Source organism: Yersinia alsatica (genome assembly GCF_025133195.1).
GTDB lineage: Bacteria > Pseudomonadota > Gammaproteobacteria > Enterobacterales > Enterobacteriaceae > Yersinia > Yersinia alsatica.
Genome location: NZ_CP104006.1, coordinates 2,414,803 through 2,437,770 on the forward strand (window position 1 = coordinate 2,414,803; position 22,968 = coordinate 2,437,770).

The following is a 22,968-nucleotide window of genomic DNA, read 5'->3' on the forward strand; positions in this document are numbered from 1 at the left end:
CTGGCGAGCGCTCCCTTCGTATCACTTATTTATTAATTAACATTTTGCTCATATTTCCTTTCTGCTTTTCCCTTCACTCTGCTAAATATCGCTCTAATAGCCACTAAAAAGCACAAAATTATTGCGCTCCATCAATATAGTAAGCATGCATATCATTATTTATTGCATAGTTATGTTTGACACCATATTGTTAACTTTTTGAGCGATGAAATAAAAAAGTTTCAATTGTATCAACCGGACTTTTATCCATTATTGGTACTCATAAAAGAGTGATGGATATCATTGAATATAGTTATTTATCAACTAATTAAGTGGATTTCTCTTGCTTGTGTTGGTCTTTGTTTGTTCTTGAAATGTAAAATGTTGATTGGTATTAAGTAACAAGTTTGCAAGAAAAATGGTTGAGATAGCCGCCATAAAGGTATAAATATAACAAAAAATGGGATCTAAATCCCAAACCAACAGTCCCGTGCTTGGCATCGGTGGCTGAATCAAGGTTAGAAACAGCATAAAAATGACATTGTAGATTTTTAGTTTCTAAATTGTTATCAATGTTGTGTTTTGGTAGAGGTTGAACCAGGCACAATGACAACTTAGCAGCTATAACTTTAGTAAGTGTGAGTCATTGTGGTGCTTTTATGATTTTTTGCATTTTTATATTTGACTAGGAAAAACACGTGAATAATATCCAACTTTCGGTAGTACATCGTCTGCCGCAAAGTTACCGTTGGTTATCTGGATTTATCGGCGTGAAAGTTGAGCCGATACCACTGACGGCGATAGACGAGACCAATAATGACCTCATGGGGCTGAAATTACTTAGCCACGATGGTAAACACGCGCAAATTATCATGCAGCGGTTGCATCTCTCGTTACAAGAGATACAAGTGGATTCCGCGATTGTTGAATGGGAAGGCGAGCCTTGCTTATTTGTTCACAATCAAGATGAGAGTGCCACTATCTGCCGCCTGAAAGATGTGGGTGTGGCCATTGCCGAAACCATGACGGCACTTTATCCCTTCTGATACGCTATCGAGCACTCGTTAGCGGCATTTCGTCAGCGCTGTTTGTCACGCAAATATGCTGGCGCTTTTTTGTGTCTTAATTCCTGATTTACACCAAATTAATCAGCAAATTGCAGCAGTTGCTGAGTATATTGCTGCTTGGGTGCGGCAAATATCGCCTGACAATCACCTTGCTCCACCACCTCGCCCTGTTTTAACACAATCACCTGATGACAGAGCGAACGAACGACTTGTAAGTCATGGCTGATAAACAGATAACTGAGTTGATAACGTTGCTGCAAGGATTTCAGCAAGGCCAGAATTTGTGCCTGTACTGATTTATCCAATGATGAGGTTGGCTCATCCAGAATCAGTAATTGAGGTTGCAAAATGAGGGCTCGCGCAATAGCAATGCGCTGGCGCTGCCCACCAGAGAACTCAGTTGGGTAGCGGTAGCGGCTCACTGGGTCCAGACCAACTTCTTCCATGGCCTTAATTACTCGCTGCTCACGGTGTACTGCACTGAGCCTTTGATGCACTTCCAGCCCTTCAGCAATGATCTGTTGAACATTCAAGCGTGGGTTTAGGGCTGAATAAGGGTCCTGAAACACAATTTGAATGCGGCTACGATAAGGCAACATTTGCTTGGGCGAGAAGCTGTGTAGCGGCTGACCACTAAACCAAATCTCACCTTTAGAGGGCAGCAAGCGCAGCAGTGCCAGCCCAGTGGTGCTTTTCCCTGAGCCAGATTCTCCCACTAAACCTAAACTCTCACCGGGCTTTAAATCAAAACTGAGATCTTTCAGTGCATAGTGATGAGCAACGGTGCGGCGCAGTAAGCCGCGTTTAATGGGAAAAGCCACTTGCAGCCCTTTAACTTGCAGTAAGGGTTGCAAGTCCATGGTCAGTGGCAGTGGGTCGCCCTGTGGCTCGGCATCCAATAATTGACGGGTATAGGGGTGTTGCGGGGCGCTGAACAGTGTCTGGCGGCTGTTCTGCTCAACAATGCGGCCTTCACGCATCACCGCCACATTGTCTGCCAGCCGGCGCACGATATTCAGGTTATGAGTGATAAACAGCAAACTCATACCCATTTCTTGCTTTAACTCTTTCAGCAAACTCAAAATCTGGGCTTGAACTGATACATCCAGCGCGGTGGTCGGTTCATCGGCAATCAGCAATTTGGGTTTGGTCAAGACCGCCATGGCAATCATGACGCGCTGACGTTCCCCACCGGATAACTGATGCGGGAAATCAGCCAGTCGGCCTTTGGCATTGCGAATTCCTACCCGGTCAAGGCACTGAATAATCTCCGCTCGAGCCGCTTCTTGACGCATACCTCGGTGCAGCGACAAAACTTCAGCCAACTGTTTTTCAATGGTATGCAGTGGGTTGAGTGAGACCATAGGCTCTTGAAATATCATTGAAACCTGGTCACCACGAATACTGCGCAATGTCGGTTCGTCGGCATGTAACAGTGATTTACCAGCAAACAGAATATCCCCTGTCGGGTAAACTACCGGCGGTGAGGGCAATAAACGCAATATTGACAAGGCGGTGACACTCTTGCCAGAGCCAGATTCCCCCACCAAAGCCAGTGTTTCACCCGGTGCTACCTGCAATGACAGCTCGCTGACCACTTGACGTTCAACGCCAGCCTGACGAAATGCAACACTGAGATTCTGAATATCCAGGAGTGGAGAGGTCGCCATATCAGTACACCTTACTTGGGTCAAAGGCGTCACGCACCGCTTCGCCGATAAAGATCAACAGAGATAACAGCACGGCTAATACCAGGAATGCAGTGATCCCAAGCCAGGGCGCTTGCAGGTTATTTTTACCTTCCAAGAGCAGCCCGCCTAATGAGGGAGAGCCCATAGGCAAGCCAAAACCAAGGAAATCCAGCGAAGTTAGGGTGGTAATAGAACCACACAGAATGAAGGGCAAGAAGGTCAATGTGGCCACCATGGCATTAGGTAGCATATGTCGCGACATAATAACTCGGTCGCGTACTCCCATGGCCCGTGCTGCCCGGATATAGTCATAATTTCGCGTGCGCAGAAACTCTGCCCGCACCACACCGACCAACCCCATCCAGCCAAATATCACGGTAATACCTAATAACCACCAGAAATTGGGTTGTACGATGCTGGACAGTAGAATCACTAAAAACAGGGTTGGCATACCTGACCAGACTTCAATAAATCGCTGGCCCCATAGGTCAACTCGGCCGCCGTAATAGCCTTGAACTGCCCCGGCACAAATCCCAATCACACTGGAAAATAGCGTCAGTGTCAGGCCAAATAACAGCGAAATACGGAACCCATAAATGACTTTAGCCAACACGTCGCCACCGGTGCTATCAGTCCCCAATAAATTGGTGCGGCTGGGGGGCGAAGGGAAGGGCACGTCAGTGGCAAAATTAATGGTGTTATTGCTAAAGCGGATAGGTGCCCAGATAGCCCAACCATGATCTTTAATTCGGCCAATAACATAAGGGTCTTGATAATCGGCGGCGGTGGTTAAAATGCCGCCAAAAGTTGACTCGCTGTAATTAGCCATAAAGGGCATATAAATTCGCCCTTGATAGCTCACCAGCAGCGGTTTGTCATTGGCGATGAGCTCGGCAAACAAACTAATAATAAACAGAGTCAGGAAAATCCACAGCGACCAGTAGCCACGGCGGTTCTGACGAAATCGCCCCCAGCGGGCCTGATTAATAGCACTTAGCCGTATCATTATTGGCGACCCTCAAAATCAATCCGTGGATCAACCAAGGTGTAGGTGATATCGCTGAGGATATTCAGCAGCAAACCAATCAGGGTGAAAATATAAAGAGTGCCAAACATTACCGGGTAATCGCGCTGTAAGGTGGCGTCGTAGCCCAGTAATCCCAAGCCATTCAATGAAAACATCACTTCGATCAGCAGTGAGCCGGTGAAAAACATACTGATAAAGGTGGCCGGGAAACCGGCGATCACCAGCAACATGGCATTGCGAAACACATGGCGATACAGAATTTTTTCTTCAGGTAGCCCTTTGGCGCGCGCGGTGACAACATATTGCTTGCGAATTTCGTCGAGGAAGGAGTTTTTAGTCAGCATGGTCAATGTAGCAAAGCCGCCAATCACTGTGGCCAATACCGGTAAAGTGATATGCCACAAATAGTCGGTTATTTTGCTGTACCACGGCAGCGTATCCCAGTTACTGGAAACCAGTCCGCGCAGCGGGAATAAATCGAAATAGCTGCCGCCGGAAAACAGCACCACCAACAAAATGGCAAACAAAAACGAAGGGATAGCATAGCCGATAATGATTAAGGTGCTGCTCCAAGTATCAAAAGCTGTGCCATTTCGCACCGCTTTTTTAATCCCCAGTGGAATGGAAACGATATAAATTATCAGCGTGCTCCATAGCCCGAGAGAGATGGACACTGGCAGACTGTGCTTAATCAATGACATTACCGATTCGCCACGAAACAGACTGTCGCCAAAATCAAAGCGCACATAGCTCCATAACATATCGAAATAACGTTGGTGCAGCGGCTTGTCGAATCCAAAACGCTGTTTGATTTCGGCAATGACTTCCGGGTCTAATCCGCGTGAGCCGCGATAGTTACTGTCACCCACCTGGGCAGCATTAAGGCCCACTTTCGCGCCACCCAAGCCAGCATCACCGCCGCCTGCGCTATAGCCACTGGAATGGCCCAGTTCAATGTTGGCTATCGCCTGATCAACTGGCCCGCCTGGGGCGATTTGCACAATAAAAAAGTTGATAGTAATAATCGCCCACAATGTGGGAATAACCAGCAATAACCGCCGTAATAGATATGCGCCCACAACCGCCCCCTAGTGACGTTCTGCTGGCAGGCGAGCTGCCTTGTTGACATCCAGCCACCAGCTATCAAACCCTAGCGAATAAGTGGGGCGATCCGCAGGCATTGAGAATTTATCCCAATACGCAAAGCGGGCATGATTGGAATACCACATCGGGATCATCAAATAATTCCAGGTCAAGACGCGATCAAGGGCGCGCCCCAGAGACAGCAAGGCTTCGGGCTGTTCTTGATGTTTGATAATCTGTTCAATCAAGTGGTCAATAGCCGGATCTTTAATACCGGAAGCATTATAGCTGGAATCAATATAAGCCGAGCTCCACAAGATTTGCAGATTTGGGCTAGGGTAAGGGAACGCAGTGTAAACGGTCGGGATCATATCGTAATCCCGACTGCGTAGGCGGTTAACAAATTGAGAACTGTCAACCTCACGGATATTCATGGTGATGCCCAAACGCTGCAAATTATGTTTGAACGGCTGAACATATTGGAAGTTGCTGCCACTGAGCAATAGCAATTCAAACTCAAAAGGTTTGCCGGTTTTGCTATTGACCAATTGCTGGTTTTTTACTTCCCAGCCAGCTTCACTCAGTAATTCGCGCGCTTTTAACAGATTATCCCGCGAATCGCCGCTGCCGTCGGTTTGTGGTGGCTGATATAGTTGTGTAAATACCTCTGGCGGTATTTTGCCTTTCAGTGGGGCTAACCAGGCTAATTCAGCACTGTCTGGATAACCCGTCGCAGCATATTCAGTATTCTGGAAGAAACTGTTAGTGCGCTGATAACTGTTGTAATAAAAGGCTTTATTCATCCAGTCAAAGTCAAAAGCTAAGGTGAGCGCCTGACGAACTCGGCGATCGCTAAAAATAGGGCGTTGGACATTAAATGCCAGCCAGCGAGTATTTTGTGCCGAGTTATCGACGATATCCTGTTTAACGATATAGTTTTTGGCGAAGTTGCCGCCCACATATTGTGTGGCCCAGCTTTTTGGCGAGGTCTCTTCACGGAAATCAAACGCCCCAGCTTTAAAGGCTTCTAGCGCGACTTTATCGTCTAAATAATAATCATAGCGGATGGTGTCAAAATTATATTGGCCACGATTGACTGGCAAATTAGCCGCCCAATAATCTCTGACCCGCTCATAAGTAATAAACTGGCCCATTTTATATTTACCAATACGATAAGGGCCGCTGCTGACTGGCGGTTTACTCAGAGGATCACTGAGTTTATGGTCTCGCCAAAAATGCTCTGGCATCACTGGCAAACCAAATAGACCCAGCATTTTATCTTTATTGGGTTCCGGGAATTCAAAACGTACTGTCAGGCGAGAAATGGCTTTTACCTGCACGCCTTTATAGACGATACGAAATTGTGGCACACCCTCGGTCATGAATTTATTGAAAGTGAAGGCAACATCTTGCGCGGTAATTGGCGTGCCATCATGGAAACGGGCACGGGGATTGATATCCACTTCAATCCAATGAAAGTCTGGGGCAAAACGCGCGGATTCGGCAATTAATGGGTAATAGCTGCCAATTTCGTCATCGGAGGTGGCAAATAGCGAGTCATATAGCCGCTCAGAGCGTATAGCCGGGTTGCCACGCAATGCATAGCGGTTAAAGTTATCAAAGGTACCAATAGCCGATAGCGTTATATCCCCGCCTTTAGGGGCCGCCGGATTAACATAATCAAAATGGCTAAAATCTGATGAGTATTTAGGTTCACCCAGTATGGCAAAAGAGCTGCCTTCTTTAATAGTTTCAGCCTGTAGCCCAAAACTCAGGGCCGCAAGTGCTAAGGCAGCAAGTAGGCGTGACAACATATTGGTGGTGATCTCCTGCTGTTATTCGAATAGTAATACTCTTAAATGAAATTACCAGTTTGCAGGGGTAAAGCAAACATTAAGCCAATGAGTTTTTGTTACGAATTCTTTTTATTACAAAACTTGACTAAATCCCCAACAGATAACGGCTTGCTAAGTAAATAGCCTTGCAAGAAGTTCACCCCATGTTGGGCCAAATACTGGAGTTGTTGTTCTGTTTCAACACCTTCAGCAACCGTCTCGATATTGAGGTTTTGCGCCAACATTAATACAGCATCTAATACCGGTGCCGCGACCGTATTAATGCCGATGGTGCTAACAAAGCCACGATCAATTTTAATATAATCTAAAGTAAAACGTTCTAAATAGATCAGCGCACTGTGTCCAGTCCCAAAGTCATCAACCGCGATTTGTATCCCTTGGGAACGCAGCCAGGCGAATTGCTCAATAGCTAATTCTTCTTCAACCATACCTCGCTCGGTAATCTCGAACACCGGAGCAAAAATGTCGGTATTTAATTGCTGCAACATGTGTAAGACATCTTTACGGAAGCCATCATCAGCAAGATGGACAGGGGAGATATTAAAAGCAAGCTTCGTCCCAGCAGGAACGTAATCTTCCATTAACTTACTGTCACTGACGATTAATTCAAATAAATGCCGAGTCAGTGGTTGAATCAAATGCTGAGCTTCTGCATAGGGAATAAAGAGATCCGGTGAGATTCGCCCTTCGATAGGATGTTTCCAACGAATGAGTGCCTCAAAGCCTGACATTGTACGTTCATGTGAACGGAATACTGGCTGATACTCAATGAAGAATTCACCACGCCGTATACCGCGTAGAATTTCGGCTTCAGCACTTTGACTGGTAATCAAAATATAATATGCCAGGATACCGACTAAACCTGAAAGTAACAGACCGCCGAGTAACGTCATGCGAATATCATCCGCAGTCAGGCTGGTGTGATAAATCAATATTTTAATGGGATAGCCGGGTAATTGGACCTCATGTGAGGATTGGGCTGGTAATTGGTTGACCGGAATGACTCTGGCGCTAAAAGTGGTTATCGCTAAATCATCAATAACGATAGCTAAGTTATTGACTTGGTTTTCCGCCGAGTTCAGCAAGAAATAAGGATGTAGCGTTAATTCTAGTGTTGCTAATACCCCAGAGTTACCTCGACCAGCCTCACGCAACCAAACCCCAATTGCCGGTTTACTTGGCATCATGGGCGTACCTTGCTGAATTTTAAAATCTAAAGACTGGGATACGTTAATTTTAGGATATAGCGCACTGACCGGTACATGCATTTCACCTGTTGCTGAAGAACAATAAACAATGTCATCGTGAACCAATAAAAAAGCTCTAACGCCATTGGTAAATGCAGCTCGATAGTGCAGTGCTGAACTGGCCTGTTCACATGTCTTGGTGCTTTGCGGGATAAGCTGAGACATGGTTGTCGTCAGCCCATTAAGGAACTGAGACGAATAGGATATAATATGATCGCTTTGTGTTGTTAATTTACGTTCACTGCTGCGATAAAGTAATGACAACGTAATAACAACAAAACAAATAAAGAAACAGAGTGCGAGGATGACACTTTTTTTTACAAGGTGGCGTCTGGATAAAATATTGCGGGAGAACGCACTGTTTGAACCCATGTTACGCCGCTCCTCAGCATGATTGATAAAGTGTTATGAGTATAAGTAAGTTGGCAGCACAGCGCTACCGGTTTGCTAGTGAGCATTATTGGCATTAATAAGCGTATCGATATGAATAACATCCAATATAAAGAAATGTGCTCATAAAATGCATCAAATAAGCGGATCTGCATTCTTAATTTGTACTGATAGGTATATTCAGGAATATATATCAGTAAAACAAATTTTCAGATTATTGACACAATCTACTTAATTCTAGAAAGGAGAATCGTCGGTTGATATGTCTTAGTGCCAGAAAACTCTTGGTTAAGTGGGGCGGATTTTACACAGAAATTTCTTGAATTTCGCGGTTGCTAAAAAAAAAGGACATTTCCTACAAGCCAGCAGGAAGAGTGGGTAGTTGCAGAATGGGCAGTCATAAATAGCGGATAATAAAAAACGCCGCTAATGCGGCGTTTCATAGTTTCGTTTGGCATCTCTCGGACAACAGGAATAAAATCAGCTAGCTGCGCGAACCGCTACTTAGCACTCGGCGCCCATCGCGATAACGCTTATTCCAATAATCTTCATTTAGGCTCGATATTGTCACGCCGACACTGGTCGATGCATGAACAAATTTATCGTTACCTAAGTAGATACCAACATGGCGTCCAGTCGAACCCGCTCGGAACAGTACTAAATCACCAGGACGCAACTTGGTACGTTGAATTTTCTTGCCAAGATCCTGCTGCTCAGATGTTGAGCGTGGCAAATTCATACCAAATTGTTCACGGAAAGTGGCTTGTACAAATGCGGAGCAATCAATACCGCGTTTGGTGCTACCGCCTAAACGATAACGAACACCTTTCCACCCTGCATACTGTTCTAGAATTTTTGACTTGACGTCAACGTTGCGCACCATCGCTTCGAATTCATCCTGAGAGGCTTGCAGTAAAAGCCCATCTTTGTCATTAACTGCACGCATCTCAGTTTGCGTATTATGTAAGTTCGAAGTCTGTGATGAACTACACGCGGATAACATTACCGCTACTGCAACCGCAGGAATGACCCGCAGAATATATCTCATAATAGGTTGAGACTTGACCATTGTTGTTGTTTTCCCTTGCTGTCCTTACGACGGATGTCGCTACCCAAAAATGCCAAACGAATCGAGATTATTGATTGTGGTCTGATGAGACAATCACTTAACCAAATAAATGTGCAGGAACGCACAATATTAATCAGGACAGTGGTGAAATGCCGGTATCCGAATACAAACGTTTTTGAGGTTACCGTAATAGTTAATAAAAGGCGAGAGCTTTTATAACCATTATTTTACTAAATGTTAATGAAACTTAATGTGTGCTATTAAAAGCGAGATTGCTGATTTTGTAGCCACTCGGGGATAATAAATGAAGGGAAATGTTAATGGCAGTTGGAGCAAAAAATAGACTTTTGCCCCAACATAAGCAGGTTACAGATTATTTCGTTGTAAACCCAGGCAAGTTCCGGTTAATGACATCAATGGCCTTGTCACTGAGTGGTGTTAGCAGTACCCAGCTTATCCCAACCAGAACAACGGAAAGAGAACCAACAGCAATATCAGTAAACCAATGCGCGCCGATCATCACTCGTGGCATCGAGAAGACAATCACAATCAATAAGGCGATGGCAAAAGCACCGCGAGAAAAATAGCGCAGCATAAAGCAGGCAAAGATCATTAACATCATGCCATGGTCGCCAGGGAAACTATCACCAGAAGCGTCTTTGGTTGGAATACCGGTTAACTCACTGACGCGATTAATATTCTCAAACACCAGTGTTGGGCTGGGATGCGAAACTGGCAACATGTGGCCTAACTGGTTGAGGATAACCGCGGTCAGCAACATGACAAACCCGGTGACTATCAGTCGGCGACGACCTACGGGTGTTTCCTTTATGTAGAAGTATAAATACAGCAGGCCCATACACATTAGGGAAATGACATCAAAAGCCCGATTGTTGGTGAGTGCCACCAAATGCAGAAAGGCAGGGCTGGACAGCAGATGTTGGTTAAAATAGAAGAATATTGCCGAATCTATTTTGAACCAAAAACCGTGGTTTGCCGGGATGTACCAAGAGAAGAACAGAGCAATCCCAAGCAAATTGAGCAGTAAAATTGTCGGTAAATTACGACGGGTCATGCGGCGGCCTATACTATAAATTGTGCAACGAATAAAAATCGGGGCATATCATACCCCTTTATTTAACCGAATATTCAGTAATTCATGCTGTAGTGCATTCCAATCAGCTTCATTCGCGCTAATCAGTTCAATCCGGCTATCTAGCGGGGGGATCTGACGTGTTTCTATTTTTAGATCATTCCCTTGCTTGTTAATTACTAGTGTTCCCTCTGCAATACGCATCACTCCCTTTACCCGCTCGGCTGGATTTAATCGTACCCATTCCAATAGTGGAACTGTATCAAATACGGTGTCGGCATTAAATGCCCAACCACAGCTCAGATAACCTTGACCTTTATTCAGTGCCCGACGCCAAGGTTCCGTCCCTTTCAAACGTAATGCTGCCAACCCATGTTGTCGTGTGGAGCCGTGGTGATGCGCACCGTCAGGTAATTCATCATTATTACTGTGTGGTGTATCGAGCAGGGCCACATCAATTTTCCCTTGTTCCGCATAATAGAGGGGGCGTGATGTTGGTTGTTGCTCATGCCACTGTTGTAACGCGGCATAATCTGTTGCGCTATAAGTATCCTGTTTATTCGCCACCAAAATATCTGCGGCTGCCAATTGGTCGCGGAAATTTTCATTCTCGGTATAGCGAGGCTCACTCAGTTGGCGAGCATCCAGCAAGCTTAAGGTCGCGCGTAGATCAATCCATGGTTGGTAAATATCTGAGGTCAATAAGGAGAGGATCTGTTTGGGGTGGCCTAATCCGGTTGGCTCAATCAGCAAACGGTCCGGTTTTGCCTGCTGTAGCAACATATTCAAACCGACTTGCATCGGCAAGCCATTAACACAACACATACACCCGCCAGGTATTTCTTTTAATACCGCGCCGCTCTCAGCTAATAGCGCGCCATCAATCCCTATTTCACCAAATTCATTCACCAAAACGGCCCATTTCTCATGTTCCGGCTTTTGGGCCAACAAATGACGAATAGTGGTGGTTTTTCCACACCCCAAAAATCCGGTAATCAAGTTGGTTTTTGTCATATGGATTCTCCGCAGTAAAATTTTTTTTTAATTAGCTATTAAGTTAATGGCATTTTAGCCGTTGTTATTAGAACAGGACAGAACTACGCGTAGGCTAATTATTAAACGAAAAAAGCCCAAATTAAGAGTATTTCCTAGGAAATTTCAGAACAGCGCCTAATGGCGGCCCTGAGTTAAGCAATATAATTAGCTTATTCGGGGGATTTTAGTGGGTTATAGACGGAGTAGAGCAATAAAAAAAGCTCTGCCATTGCTATTGCTCGCGCTGAAATCCTCTATCTTTAAAATGACAGATATGAGAGTCGAGGTGTTTATGAGCAATTATCGAGTACTAATTATCTTAGCGATAATGTTTTCATGGATAATATCTTTTTCTGCAAGTAGTGCGCAATCTACCCTGTCTGTTTCAGGAACAATTACCTTTTCCGGAGCCATTGTAGACAGTCCATGTGATACCGCATTAGTGGGCCAAACAATAACAACTCGTTGTTATCGTAATGGCGAAACACTGACTCAACGACAAGCACTCTCACGTAATATGCCTCTGACCTCCCGGTTACCCGGTAATTTAGCCTCTTCCACTCTGGAATGGCTGAATCCACAGCGTAGTCTGGGCATTTTAACCGTCACTTATCTCTAATATTTCAGTCTGTATTGTTTATATCTTTGAATACTTATCTCTGTAGAAACCTATCCCTATAAACACGGCTTATCCTGTTGATAAGTCGTGTTAGCTCGTCAGATGTTTTTGCTGTCAGAAGTTATTTGACCACAATGAAATTGTGTGACCACATGATATACTCACTGCTATTCAGACACTCTTTGGTCCGGCCAATTTGGTATTATTAACATCAACGCCAATGCCCGATGCAGGAAATAAGGCTATGCGGTTATATCAGGAAGTGGGCAGTCAACTGCGCGCAGCGATTGTCAGTGGTCAATATAACGTAGGCGATCGTTTGCCGCCCGAGCGCGATATCGCCGAAAATTTCAGTGTCAGCCGCAGTGTGGTACGTGAAGCACTGATTATGTTAGAGCTGGAAAAATTGGTAGAGGTGCGTAAAGGCTCCGGCGTTTATGTGGTCAATGTGCCTGAGATGTCAGTTGGGGGCGAGTCCGCCGCGGCAACCGACAGTGGTTATGGTCCGTTTGAGCTCTTGCAAGCCCGCCAATTACTCGAAAGCGAAGTTGCTGCTTTTGCCGCGATGCAGGCCACTAAAGCTGATATCATCAAAATGCGCCATGCTATTGAGCAAGAAAAAAGTGCGCTAGAAGCGGGGGCGGTGGATGAAAGTGCGGATGAACTATTTCATTGCCTACTGGCTCAATCGACACAAAATAGCGTGCTGGCCAATATGGTTGCAGAAGCTTGGCAGGCGCGGAAAACTAGCGCAATGTGGTTAGGTGCTCACGGCCATACAGTTGATTTCAGCTACCGCTGGCAGTGGCTGGAAGATCATCAGAAAATCTTGCAAGCCGTGCTGCGCCGTGACAGCAAGGCCGCCAAGCAAGCTATGTGGCAGCATTTGGAGAATGTAAAACTGAAGTTACTGGAACTTTCTGATGCTGACCATCCTGATTTCGATGGTTATTTATTTGAGTCTGCGCCGTATCAGTTGGAAGAATAGAATCTCATTGAGTCATTAAAGTATTGGCTGGATAACCAGCATAAATGTCATCCAGCCAATATTAAGTCATGAAATTAAGCGTGTTCGGCTAAACGTTTCACACTCTCTTTCGCGCCAAATTGTTGCAGGCTGAGATAGGCCTCGGTGACAGCCTCGACGAAAGCTTGCTGTTGTGGCAGGGTCTCGCCAAATAGTGCTTTCAGCGAGAGCAGACTCTGTACTCTGGCAACCCCCTCTTCGCTGTTGGCGACACATTTCTTAAAGTTGTCAGCCATAGGGTCACGGATATCAATAGGCTGGCCGTTATCATCCACACCACTGACATAACGCATCCAACCGGCAATACCTAATGCCAGACAGCGGTAGTTTCCGCCATGTTGCAAATGCCAGCGCACGGAATCTAACATCCGCTGTGGTAATTTCTGACTCCCGTCCATAGCAATCTGCCAAGTGCGGTGTTTTAACGATGGATTGGTATAACGCTCGATCAACTGGTCGGCATAGGCGTTAAGGTCAACACCGGTGACGCGCAGAGTAGGCGCTTGCTCATCGAGCATCAAGCGGCGAGCTGTAACACGGTAATTATCATCGGCCATACAATCATTAATATGCTGATAACCCGCCAGATAACCCAAGTATGCGAGGTAGGAATGGCTGCCGTTCAGCATGCGCAGTTTCATTTCTTCAAAGGGCAATACGTCATCCACCAACTGCGCCCCGGCGATCTCCCAGTCAGGGCGGCCGGCCACAAATTTGTCTTCAACAACCCACTGAATGAATGGCTCACAGGCAATCCCGCACGAGTCGACTACGCCAAGTTCATCGGCAATCTCTTGCAGAGTTTCTGCAGTAGCTGCTGGCACAATGCGGTCAACCATGGTGTTCGGGAAGGTGACGTTCTGGCTAATCCAGTTGGCCAGTTCAGGATCACGTGCCGTCGCCAGACCCAGAACCGCATTTTTCACGACATGACCATTTTCAGGAATGTTATCGCAGGAAAGCACGGTAAAAGGCGGTAAGCCACGCAAGCGACGCAGGCGAAGAGCTTCAACCAGCACACCCGGTGCGGATGTTGGGGCGTCAGGTATTGCCAGGTCGGCACGAACAAACTCATTTTGCAGATCCAGTTGGCCGCTACCCGGTTCGATGCAATAGCCTTTTTCAGTAATGGTCAGTGAGACAATGGCCACTTGTGGTTCGGCCAATTTCTCCAATACTTGCATGATGCCGTCTAACCGGGCATGTACCGACTCACAAACAGAACCGACGATAATCGCCTGATTGCTCTGCGCGCCTTTTTCCAGAACGGAGAAAAGATGGTCTTGCTGGCGTAAATTTTGAATCAATACGTCGCCACCTAATAAGCTGACTTCGCAAATACCCCAGTCTCCCCCTTGTTGATTTAATACTCGATCAGTGAGCAGTGCCTGATGAGCGCGGTGAAATGCGCCAAAACCAATGTGAACAATGCGGCTTTTCAGCGCTGTTCTATCATAAGTAGGCAACTGTACAGTTGAGGGCAGGGTGCTGTTGGCTATGGTGTTCATACGTGGCTCCAAAATCATTCACCCCAGGATGGGTACATGGGGAGTTGACATAAAAGGTGGCAAATAAAAAGTTGTTAGACCAGTTTCGATGGGCTGCTTGTAGGAAAAAGGCCACACCGTGCCGATCATTTTCTTTTGCTGGTTGCCATGAATATCGGCTTGCAGTGTAAAGCCATATGACAGAAAATAAAATTGGTAAGTCCAATATTGGTTATATTCGTGAAGTGGATCAACCAATGAGGTTTTGCTTTTTGACACTTAGCGCTGAAAGAGTAAGGATAAGCTGAGTGATACCTCTTGGAAATCTGTATAACAGCATTTTTAGCACACCTGAATAGTTTACATAGAAGGTAAAAAAATAAATGGAACAAACATGGCGTTGGTATGGCCCGAATGATCCGGTGTCCTTAGATGATATCCGTCAGGCTGGCGCAACTGGAGTAGTGACCGCGTTACACCATATTCCGAATGGCGAAGTTTGGCCGGTGAGTGAGATCAAACAGCGTCAGGCTGAATTGGCGGCAAAAGGTTTGGTCTGGTCGGTAGTAGAAAGCGTACCGATTCATGAAGAGATCAAAACTCACAGCGGTAATTATCAGCAACACATTGAAAATTATAAGCAAACGCTACGTAATCTGGCAGATTGCGGCATTGATACCGTATGCTACAACTTTATGCCGGTACTGGACTGGACGCGTACTGATTTGGAATATCAATTGCCTGATGGTTCCAAAGCATTGCGTTTCGACCAGATAGCTTTTGCGACCTTCGAATTGCATATTCTGAAACGTCCTGGTGCTGTGAATGATTACACTGCTGAAGAGCAGGCACAGGCGGCTGACTATTTCGATGCTATGTCTGAAGCGGATATTGCCAAGCTGACAGGCAATATTATTGCCGGTCTGCCAGGGGCGGAAGAGGGCTATACGCTGGACCAGTTCCGCGCGCGTTTAGCTGAGTATGACGGTATCGATAAAGCGCAACTGCGTGAAAATATGGCCTATTTCCTGCGCGAGATTATACCCGTCGCTGAACAGGTAGGCTTGCGTATGGCGGTACATCCAGATGATCCACCGCGTCCAATTCTTGGCTTGCCGCGTATTGTTTCAACGATTGAAGACATGCAGTGGCTGAAAGAAACCGTTGATAGCATTCATAACGGCTTTACGATGTGCACCGGTTCTTATGGCGTACGCGCTGACAATGATTTGGTGCAGATGATCGAAACCTTTGGTGATCGCATTCACTTTACTCATCTGCGCTCAACCTGCCGTGAAGGGAACCCAAAAACCTTCCATGAAGGTGGTCATTTGCAAGGTGATGTCGACATGTACTCGGTCGTTAAAGCAATTTTAACCGAAGAACAACGTCGTCAGGCTGCCGGAGACATGCGCCCAATTCCAATGCGACCAGACCATGGTCATCAGATGTTGGATGATTTGCATAAGAAGACCAATCCGGGTTATTCCGCCATTGGTCGCCTGAAAGGGTTGGCAGAAGTTCGTGGTGTGGAGTTGGCACTGAAGCGGGCGTTTTTCCCTGAGCTAAAATAGCCATCCATACCCGTCATCTTTCATGCTACAGCGGTGTTTTAGGATGAAAAAGCAAAAAGGGCCGAGAAATCGGCCCTTTATTGTAGGTATACCCAATAGATTTCGCGATGCAGGAAGGCGGCAAACGAACTCATCCCGATGAGCTTACATGAGTAAGTGATTCGGGTGAGTAAGAGCAGTCAACACACCTGTAACGTGAAAGATGATGGGGATATTATTCGGCGCGTCCCATATAGCGACGCTCCGCAATATGAATACGAATCTTCTCGCCCGGGCTGATATATTCTGGTACCTGAATGGACAGACCGGTGCTCATCACAGCCGGTTTGTTACGGGCACTGGCGGATGCGCCTTTGATGCTAGGTGCGGTCTCGACAATTTCCATATCAACAGTCTGCGGCAATTCCAGCGCTAACAATTGGCCGTCCATCGTCAGAACCTGCATCCCCGGCATACCGCCTTCAGGAATAAACAGCAGTTCTTCTTCAATCTGCTCTTTCTTGAAGTTGTATGGGGTGAAATCTTCATCATCCATAAAGACGTATTCGTCGCCATCAATGTAGGAAAAGTTGACTGAACGACGGGTTAAAGTGATGGTGTCGAGGATCTCATCGCCTTTAAAACGCTCTTCAACTTTCAAACCGGTACGTACATCAGAAAAACGCATTTTATACAGTGTACTTGCACCACGGGCACTTGGGCTTTGCACGTCAATATCCTTCACCAGCAGTAATTTGCCGTTGAGGTTGACCGCCATACCGCGTTTTATTTCGTTAGCTCTTGCCATTTATTAACCGCCAATCAGAATTGAAGATAAGTTGCGACAAGTTACTCGTGCCGCGTGTTTCAGGCAAGCAGATAGCGCAAAAAAGAGTGATATTTTCGCCATAAAATCGGCCCTATTGATAGACCGGTAACAGGCCAAATAAAGCGGCGATATGGGTGACGCCATTGATCAGGCCAAACATGATAATAAAGCCAATCATCATGCGCCCACCGGGAGCCCGATAAGTCGCTTGCGGGAAGCGCTTGCGGCTGGCACGCGCCATCAATGCAGGAACAATGACGGCCCAAATAGTCGCAGCTAAACCCGCAAAACCGATGGCATAGAGAAAGCCATTTGGGAAAAGTAAGGCACCGATGGTTGGCGGCACAAAAGTGATTAATGCAGATTTGGTGCGCCCACCACGGTCATCGGCAAACTTAAAGAAGTCGGCAATATAGTCGAATAACCCAAGGGACACGCCAAGGAATGAGCTAGCCAATGCCATATAAGAGAAAGCATTAAGGAGCTGGCTGGTGGCCTGACTCGCCGAGACCGTATCCATCTGTTTCAGCAAGCTACCAATATTACCGCCATCAGCAATGACTTGTTTGAATGCATCCCGAGCAATATTGCCCTGAATGGTATACTGCCACAGGATATAAATGACCAATGCGATCAAGGTGCCGTACAGCAGGCTTTTCACCACGGCTTTGCCATCTTTGTGATAGTACTTCACCAGCCCCGGCACATTACCGTGGTAGCCAAATGAGGTCAGTAAGTAGGGCAGTGCTGCCAAAGCATAAGGCAGGTAGCTGGCGTTACTGTCGGTCTGATTGAACAGAACTGCACTTTCCACGTGGCTAAACATATCACCGACAGACATGACGAATGTGATGACCATGCCGCCAATCAATATTGTACTTAAGCGATCGACGGCTCGGGTTGATAACCAAACAATAAACGCCACCAACAGTGCAAAAATAAAGCCGGCACCAGCCTGACCAATCCCCACTGTATTTTGCAGTGTATGGGTAATGATTGAACCACCAGCAGAGATATAGGCGTAGGTTAAAATATAGAGGACAAAAGTGATTGAAAGCCCATTGATTGAGCTCCATACCTTACCCAGCAGGTCTTGCACCATGGTGTGGAAACTGGCACCACTTGGGTAGTTTAAGTTGGCTTCCAGAATCATCAGACCGGAAATCAACATACAGGCCCACGTATAAATCAACAGAGCCACTGAGCCGCTGAACCACACACCGGCTGTCACGATGGGGATTGAGAACATCCCTGCGCCCACAGCGGTGCCAGCAACTATCATTGCGCCGCCCAGCACAGAAGGTCGTGATAAGGGTTGGGTTAAGTCCATCGACATTTGTCACTCCAAATATTCTTCGTCTTTAAGGCTGTAGCGCCAATGACAGTGGATATTAATAATAGGTTAATAGTTCTTTTGTACTAGCTTAATGGTACATGTTGGCGATGAAGCTGTAAACAGATGAATATGCTTGCGTGGATCATTTGGTCAGTGATTAGTCTGGTTGCCTAGATTAAATACTGAGCGAATATTGCACCAAAAGGGATGATTCAGGTTAAAAAACAAACTGAAAATGCGAATCTAACGGCTGAAGCCTGTGGGATGAGTCGGTGACGAAGCTATTGATCAAGGATAATGCTGGCAGTTCATGAGGGCGGTTGCTATTGTCCGCAGTTATGCCACCAGCCTACAGGAGCCTGCTGATGGACTGTCGCTCAGATTGCGGTGCCTGCTGTATTGCTCCTTCGATTTCCAGCCCGATCCCCGGCATGCCTTTGGGCAAGCCTGCCAATACCCGTTGTCTGCATTTGGATGACAATATGCGCTGTGGTATTTTCCACTCGCCATTCCGCCCGGCGGTCTGTGCCAGCCTACAAGCATTGCGTGAGATGTGTTTTGATACCCGCGAACAGGCGCTGGTGTATTTGATTAAGCTGGAAGCGGATACTGCGCCTTAATAGTCGCGAAGGGCGCTCTGATTACCGCCCTTCGCTGATGACTTAGTGCTATTAAGCTCCGGCAGGAACCGCGTGGGCGGTATTTTTCAGTATTGGCCCGCGATACTTTTCAATTTCAAGCTGCGCCATCTGTCCACAGTTTCCCTGTGCCAGACTGGATGAGCCAATATCGAAAGTCAGGCAGTTGATATTGCCGTTTTTGCACAGAGAACCCGGTACTGATGGGTCCGCTGGGTCAAACCAGGCACCTTCACTGATCCGCACCACTCCCGGGCGAACATCGTCCGATACCACGGCACCCACTAAGATCTGCCCGCGATCATTAAACGCGCGTACCAAATCCCCGTTGACAATTTCCCGCGCGCTGGCATCTTGCGGGCTGATGAGGATCGCTTCGCGGTCGGCAACGGCATACTTTTCACGTAGCGGGGTGTTATCCAATTGCGAATGCAGGCGATTGATAGGGTGCGCGGTATTCAGTGACAGCGGATACTTCTTGGCCTCCACGCCACGATACCATTCATAAGGCGGCATCCAGGTTGGGATCCCCTGACAATCGGCATATTCCATTTTGGCGATAGTATCAGAGTAGATTTCAATCTTACCGGATGGCGTGCCGAGAGGATTGAGCAGCGGATTCTCACGATAATCAGCAAAACGCACCCACTGCTTGTTCGCTTCAGGAATCGGGAAGCGAATATAGTTATTCGAGGCCCAAAACATATCGAAAGGGGGCAGGGCAACACGGGCAGTACGCGCCTGTGATTTCATATCGTCATACATTGATTTCAGCCACTGTGTTTCATCTTTGCCCTCGGTAAAGGCATCAATGACACCCAGCCGAGTGGCCATCGCGGCGAAGATATCAAAATCATTGCGTGATTCATGCTGTGGCGGAACACACTGATGCATTGGGAAAACATACAGCTGCGAATAGTCGCCGCCCATTTCCAAATCGTTGCGTTCATAGCTGGTGGTTGCGGGCAATACGATATCGGCATGCTTGGCGGTGGCAGTCCAGTAAGGTTCATTCACCACGATAGTTTCTGGGTGCTGCCAGGCCTTGACCAGATTATTGGTATCCTGATGCTGGTGGAAGGTATTGCCGCCAGCAACATAGACCATTTTGACATCGGGATAGGTCACTTTGGTGCCATTGAAATCAATGGTTTTCCCCGGATTAGCCAGACACTCGGCAATACGCGCCACCGGAATTGGCGTTGGCGAGTTCTTCGGCGCATTACCGGCAGAAATTCCCGGTAAAATACCGCCTTTAGCTGTCGGGCTGCCACCCGAAGAGTAGTGATAGCTGAAACCAAAACCGCCCCCCGGTAAGCCAATTTGACCGAGCATTGCAGCCACAGTTACCAGCAACCAGTGTTGTTGCTCACCGTGGTGCTGGCGTTGAATTCCCCAACCACCCATGATCATCGTGCGCTGTTTTGCCATATCCCGCGCCAGTTGGCGCAGTACCTCAGCATCCACGCCACTGATATCAGCCGCCCATTCAGCACTCTTCGGCTGGCCGTCAGTTTCCCCTAATAGATAAGCCTGGAACTTATCAAAACCGATGGTATAGGTCTTGATAAAGTCTGGATTGTGAAGCTTTTCAGTTAGTAAGGTGTGGGCAATCCCGATAAGCATGGCGCTATCAGTGTATGGGCGCGGGGCAATCCATTGAGCATTAGTGAATTTAGCGCTGTCATTATGTACTGGGTCAATACTGATGACTTTGGTGCCTTTCTTCTTCAAGGCTTCAAAACCGGTTTGACCAACATGATCCGGAATATTCCAGCTATTTTTCAAGGTGATCATCGGGTTACAACCCCATAGAATCACCAGCTCGCTGTTTTCAACCACATTGGGCCAGGCGGTTTGCTGCTCATAAACCTCCATTGACCCCATAACGTGGGTCATAATGACCTGTGCGGCACCGGTTGAATAGTCACCGGCATAACCGAGGAAGCCGCCACTCAGGTTCATCAAACGTTGCAGTAAAGTGCGGCTGTTGTGTAGCATTCCGACACTTTTCCAACCATAAGAACCGGCATACAGTGCTTGCGGGCCATGATCTTTCTGCACTCGTACGATTTCGTTGCACACCAGTTCGGTGGCTTTATCCCAACTGACACGCACCCACTCATCACGGCCTCGCAACTCGGTATGGCTGCCGGGGCCGCCTTCCAGCCAGCTTTTCCGCACCATTGGGTATTTGATGCGGTTATCGGCGTGCACCTGATAAGGGGCCATGGTGATAAGGTCATTGGGCCACGGATCATCTTTGACCGGCTGAACACCCACCATGCGTCCATTCTCGACAATAGCTTCAAATGCACCCCAGTGGGCGCCAGTCAGAATGCCTTTTTGTGCCTGACGCAGTGCCAGAAATTGAGGTAATGCCTGACTGATGGCTTCTGCTAATGCTGATTTGGGCCACAGACCACCGACCATCGGCAAGACGGCCAGCGCACTGGTTCCCAGTAAGAAGCGGCGGCGGCTCATAGTTAAAGGTTGTTGTTGGTATTTAGTCATTTTCGCCTCTTATTTACAGCTTGGCCGGCATATCACTGGCATGTTTTTGTACATATTGTGTCATCACGCGTAACTGCTCCTGAGTCAGGGAGGTGCGTGGTGCCATGCCTTTGATTACCCCAATCCATTGGTTCGCATTGAAGCGGTCCAGTGCCGTTAAGCCGTGGCAACCGGTACAGTTAGCGGACATCATATCGGCGGCATAGCGCCAGATTTTCTGTTGATCATCAACCAGTTGTTTCTTCGGCAACCACACCTGAAGTGCCACTTGATGCCAGACCAAATTGGTTTCCGGGTCAGTTTGGGTATTCAGTGTTTTCAGCGCTTTTTGCGCATCTTCGCCCAGTAGCACACTCAGAATGCGTTTTCCTTGTGCGGCATAGAACACCTCGGCGACGCCATCTTGTTGCCAGCCCTTAACATCAACCAGCACCTGATCACCTTGCTGTTTCACCACGTCGACCTCGGTCGATGGCATCAGATTACCGGCGTTATGGCTGTCACCGGCATTCATAAAGAAGGGCTCAGTGGCGATGGTATAGAGTTTGGTTGCCGAGGCCGGGGTTTGTGCCGCCGCAGTGGCCAGTTCAGCAGCGCCAGCTTGAGTCACTTCACTCATGTCTGGCAGGATATGGGCGACACCTTTATGGCAATCAATGCAGGTTTCGCCATTCTTAATGGCAACCGGATGCTGAATGCGAGCTTCAGCACTTTGCCCGGTGATGTCCATGGCATCAAAGCTATGACATGAACGGCAGGTCGCGGAGTCATTCTCTTTCAGTGTTTTCCATACTGACTGAGCCATCGCGAGTTTGTGGGCTTCGTATTTCTCTGGCGTATTGATTGTGCCAGCCATTTCACCGTAGATATCTTTCACGGCCCGGATTTTGGTCCAGAGATAGTCCAGTGGTTCATGAGGCACATGGCAGTCAGCACATTCAGCGCGGATACCTTTAGTATTTTGGAAATGGACGCTACCTTGGTATTCAGCCAGTGGTTGTTGCATGGTGTGGCAGGAAACGCAGAACGCAGTATCGCTGGTTTTATGGAAGACGGTTGCTGTCCCTGCCAATAGCGCCGCACCAATAATGATGCCGATCAGCAAGATCCATAACCATCCCCACCGGCGTCGCTTGACGAAGCCAGTCTGTTTATTGCTCATAATTGCACCCACTGTTATCTACCCGTGATATTTCAAGCCGCAGCAATTCATCTCAGTCAGTTAGCTGAACTAAGCTGCCGCAGAGTCATGCCGTTGCTGTAACTCGAAACTTTTGGGTATCTCTAATGATTATTGGTAAAACGGACGGATCAAATGCACGAAAGGATAAAATGCCAGATAATCTGCCAATAGATTCTTATCAGTTAGTGATAAATATTTCCCACAAAATAAGTACGAGTATTGTAGGGGGATTTTTTGCTGATGAC

General features: G+C 47.2%; 18 protein-coding genes. 5 read left to right on the top strand and 13 right to left on the bottom strand.

The features are described 5' to 3' along the window. Positions 1-677: 677 nt before the first annotated feature. Positions 678-1,025 carry a YejG family protein gene (locus N0H69_RS10690; protein WP_004710851.1) on the top strand — a complete coding sequence of 116 codons (348 nt, stop codon included), beginning with the start codon at positions 678-680 and terminating at the stop codon, positions 1,023-1,025. A gap of 98 nt (positions 1,026-1,123) precedes the next feature. Here the strand turns inward: N0H69_RS10690 and yejF are convergent, their stop codons facing one another. From yejF to N0H69_RS10730, 8 genes are all read right to left on the bottom strand, one after another. After that, positions 1,124-2,716 carry a microcin C ABC transporter ATP-binding protein YejF gene (yejF, locus tag N0H69_RS10695; protein ID WP_050106176.1) on the bottom strand — a complete coding sequence of 531 codons (1,593 nt, stop codon included), beginning with the start codon at positions 2,714-2,716 and terminating at the stop codon, positions 1,124-1,126. Position 2,717: 1 nt separating this feature from the next. After that, positions 2,718-3,743, bottom strand: a complete 1,026-nt coding sequence (locus tag N0H69_RS10700) for an ABC transporter permease (RefSeq protein WP_050106177.1) — start codon at positions 3,741-3,743, stop codon at positions 2,718-2,720. Next, positions 3,743-4,843: a microcin C ABC transporter permease YejB gene (locus N0H69_RS10705; RefSeq protein ID WP_050106180.1), complete on the bottom strand. Its 1,101-nt coding sequence runs from the start codon at positions 4,841-4,843 to the stop codon at positions 3,743-3,745. The genes N0H69_RS10700 and N0H69_RS10705 overlap by 1 nt, the downstream gene beginning before the upstream one ends. Before the next feature lie 9 nt (positions 4,844-4,852). Continuing rightward, complete coding sequence (locus N0H69_RS10710) at positions 4,853-6,661, bottom strand: extracellular solute-binding protein (protein ID WP_050106182.1); 1,809 nt, start codon at positions 6,659-6,661, stop codon at positions 4,853-4,855. Between the two features lie 98 nt (positions 6,662-6,759). Further along, the gene (locus tag N0H69_RS10715; protein WP_050151029.1) at positions 6,760-8,322 is read right to left on the bottom strand and encodes a cyclic di-GMP phosphodiesterase; all 1,563 of its coding nucleotides are present in this window, start codon (positions 8,320-8,322) and stop codon (positions 6,760-6,762) included. Between the two features lie 502 nt (positions 8,323-8,824). Further along, positions 8,825-9,409, bottom strand: a complete 585-nt coding sequence (mepS, locus tag N0H69_RS10720) for a bifunctional murein DD-endopeptidase/murein LD-carboxypeptidase (protein ID WP_050106186.1) — start codon at positions 9,407-9,409, stop codon at positions 8,825-8,827. Between the two features lie 373 nt (positions 9,410-9,782). After that, complete coding sequence (locus tag N0H69_RS10725; RefSeq protein WP_050106191.1) at positions 9,783-10,484, bottom strand: phosphatase PAP2 family protein; 702 nt, start codon at positions 10,482-10,484, stop codon at positions 9,783-9,785. A 48-nt stretch (positions 10,485-10,532) separates the two neighbouring features. Continuing rightward, the gene (locus tag N0H69_RS10730; RefSeq protein ID WP_050106193.1) at positions 10,533-11,516 is read right to left on the bottom strand and encodes a CobW family GTP-binding protein; all 984 of its coding nucleotides are present in this window, start codon (positions 11,514-11,516) and stop codon (positions 10,533-10,535) included. Positions 11,517-11,979: 463 nt separating this feature from the next. On the opposite strand from N0H69_RS10730, the gene N0H69_RS22345 reads away from it, so the two are divergent. Both N0H69_RS22345 and N0H69_RS10740 read left to right on the top strand, forming a co-directional pair. Then, the gene (locus tag N0H69_RS22345) at positions 11,980-12,156 is read left to right on the top strand and encodes a YmdA family protein (protein WP_511262235.1); all 177 of its coding nucleotides are present in this window, start codon (positions 11,980-11,982) and stop codon (positions 12,154-12,156) included. A 244-nt stretch (positions 12,157-12,400) separates the two neighbouring features. Further along, entirely contained in the window at positions 12,401-13,144 is a 744-nt protein-coding gene (locus N0H69_RS10740; RefSeq protein WP_050106196.1) for a GntR family transcriptional regulator, read from the top strand. A 74-nt stretch (positions 13,145-13,218) separates the two neighbouring features. Here N0H69_RS10740 and N0H69_RS10745 read toward each other — a convergent pair whose 3' ends face one another. Next, positions 13,219-14,691 carry a mannitol dehydrogenase family protein gene (locus N0H69_RS10745; protein WP_050151097.1) on the bottom strand — a complete coding sequence of 491 codons (1,473 nt, stop codon included), beginning with the start codon at positions 14,689-14,691 and terminating at the stop codon, positions 13,219-13,221. Positions 14,692-15,053: 362 nt separating this feature from the next. On the opposite strand from N0H69_RS10745, the gene uxuA reads away from it, so the two are divergent. After that, a complete protein-coding gene (gene uxuA, locus N0H69_RS10750) occupies positions 15,054-16,244 on the top strand; it encodes a mannonate dehydratase (protein ID WP_050106199.1) in 1,191 nt (396 codons plus the stop codon). A 214-nt stretch (positions 16,245-16,458) separates the two neighbouring features. On the opposite strand, the gene yeiP is transcribed toward uxuA, so the two are convergent. Beyond that, on the bottom strand, positions 16,459-17,031 hold the full coding sequence (gene yeiP, locus N0H69_RS10755; protein ID WP_025378855.1) for an elongation factor P-like protein YeiP: 573 nt from the start codon (positions 17,029-17,031) through the stop codon (positions 16,459-16,461). A gap of 112 nt (positions 17,032-17,143) precedes the next feature. Further along, entirely contained in the window at positions 17,144-18,388 is a 1,245-nt protein-coding gene (gene mtr / locus N0H69_RS10760; protein WP_050151031.1) for a tryptophan permease, read from the bottom strand. Positions 18,389-18,753: 365 nt separating this feature from the next. Here mtr and N0H69_RS10765 point away from each other — a divergent pair, with 365 nt between their 5' ends. Further along, positions 18,754-19,008 carry a YkgJ family cysteine cluster protein gene (locus tag N0H69_RS10765; RefSeq protein WP_050151032.1) on the top strand — a complete coding sequence of 85 codons (255 nt, stop codon included), beginning with the start codon at positions 18,754-18,756 and terminating at the stop codon, positions 19,006-19,008. 51 nt (positions 19,009-19,059) lie between these two features. On the opposite strand, the gene torA is transcribed toward N0H69_RS10765, so the two are convergent. Continuing rightward, on the bottom strand, positions 19,060-21,540 hold the full coding sequence (gene torA / locus N0H69_RS10770) for a trimethylamine-N-oxide reductase TorA (RefSeq protein WP_050151033.1): 2,481 nt from the start codon (positions 21,538-21,540) through the stop codon (positions 19,060-19,062). A gap of 13 nt (positions 21,541-21,553) precedes the next feature. Beyond that, positions 21,554-22,702 carry a NapC/NirT family cytochrome c gene (locus tag N0H69_RS10775; protein ID WP_050106204.1) on the bottom strand — a complete coding sequence of 383 codons (1,149 nt, stop codon included), beginning with the start codon at positions 22,700-22,702 and terminating at the stop codon, positions 21,554-21,556. Between the last annotated feature and the right edge of the window lie 266 nt (positions 22,703-22,968).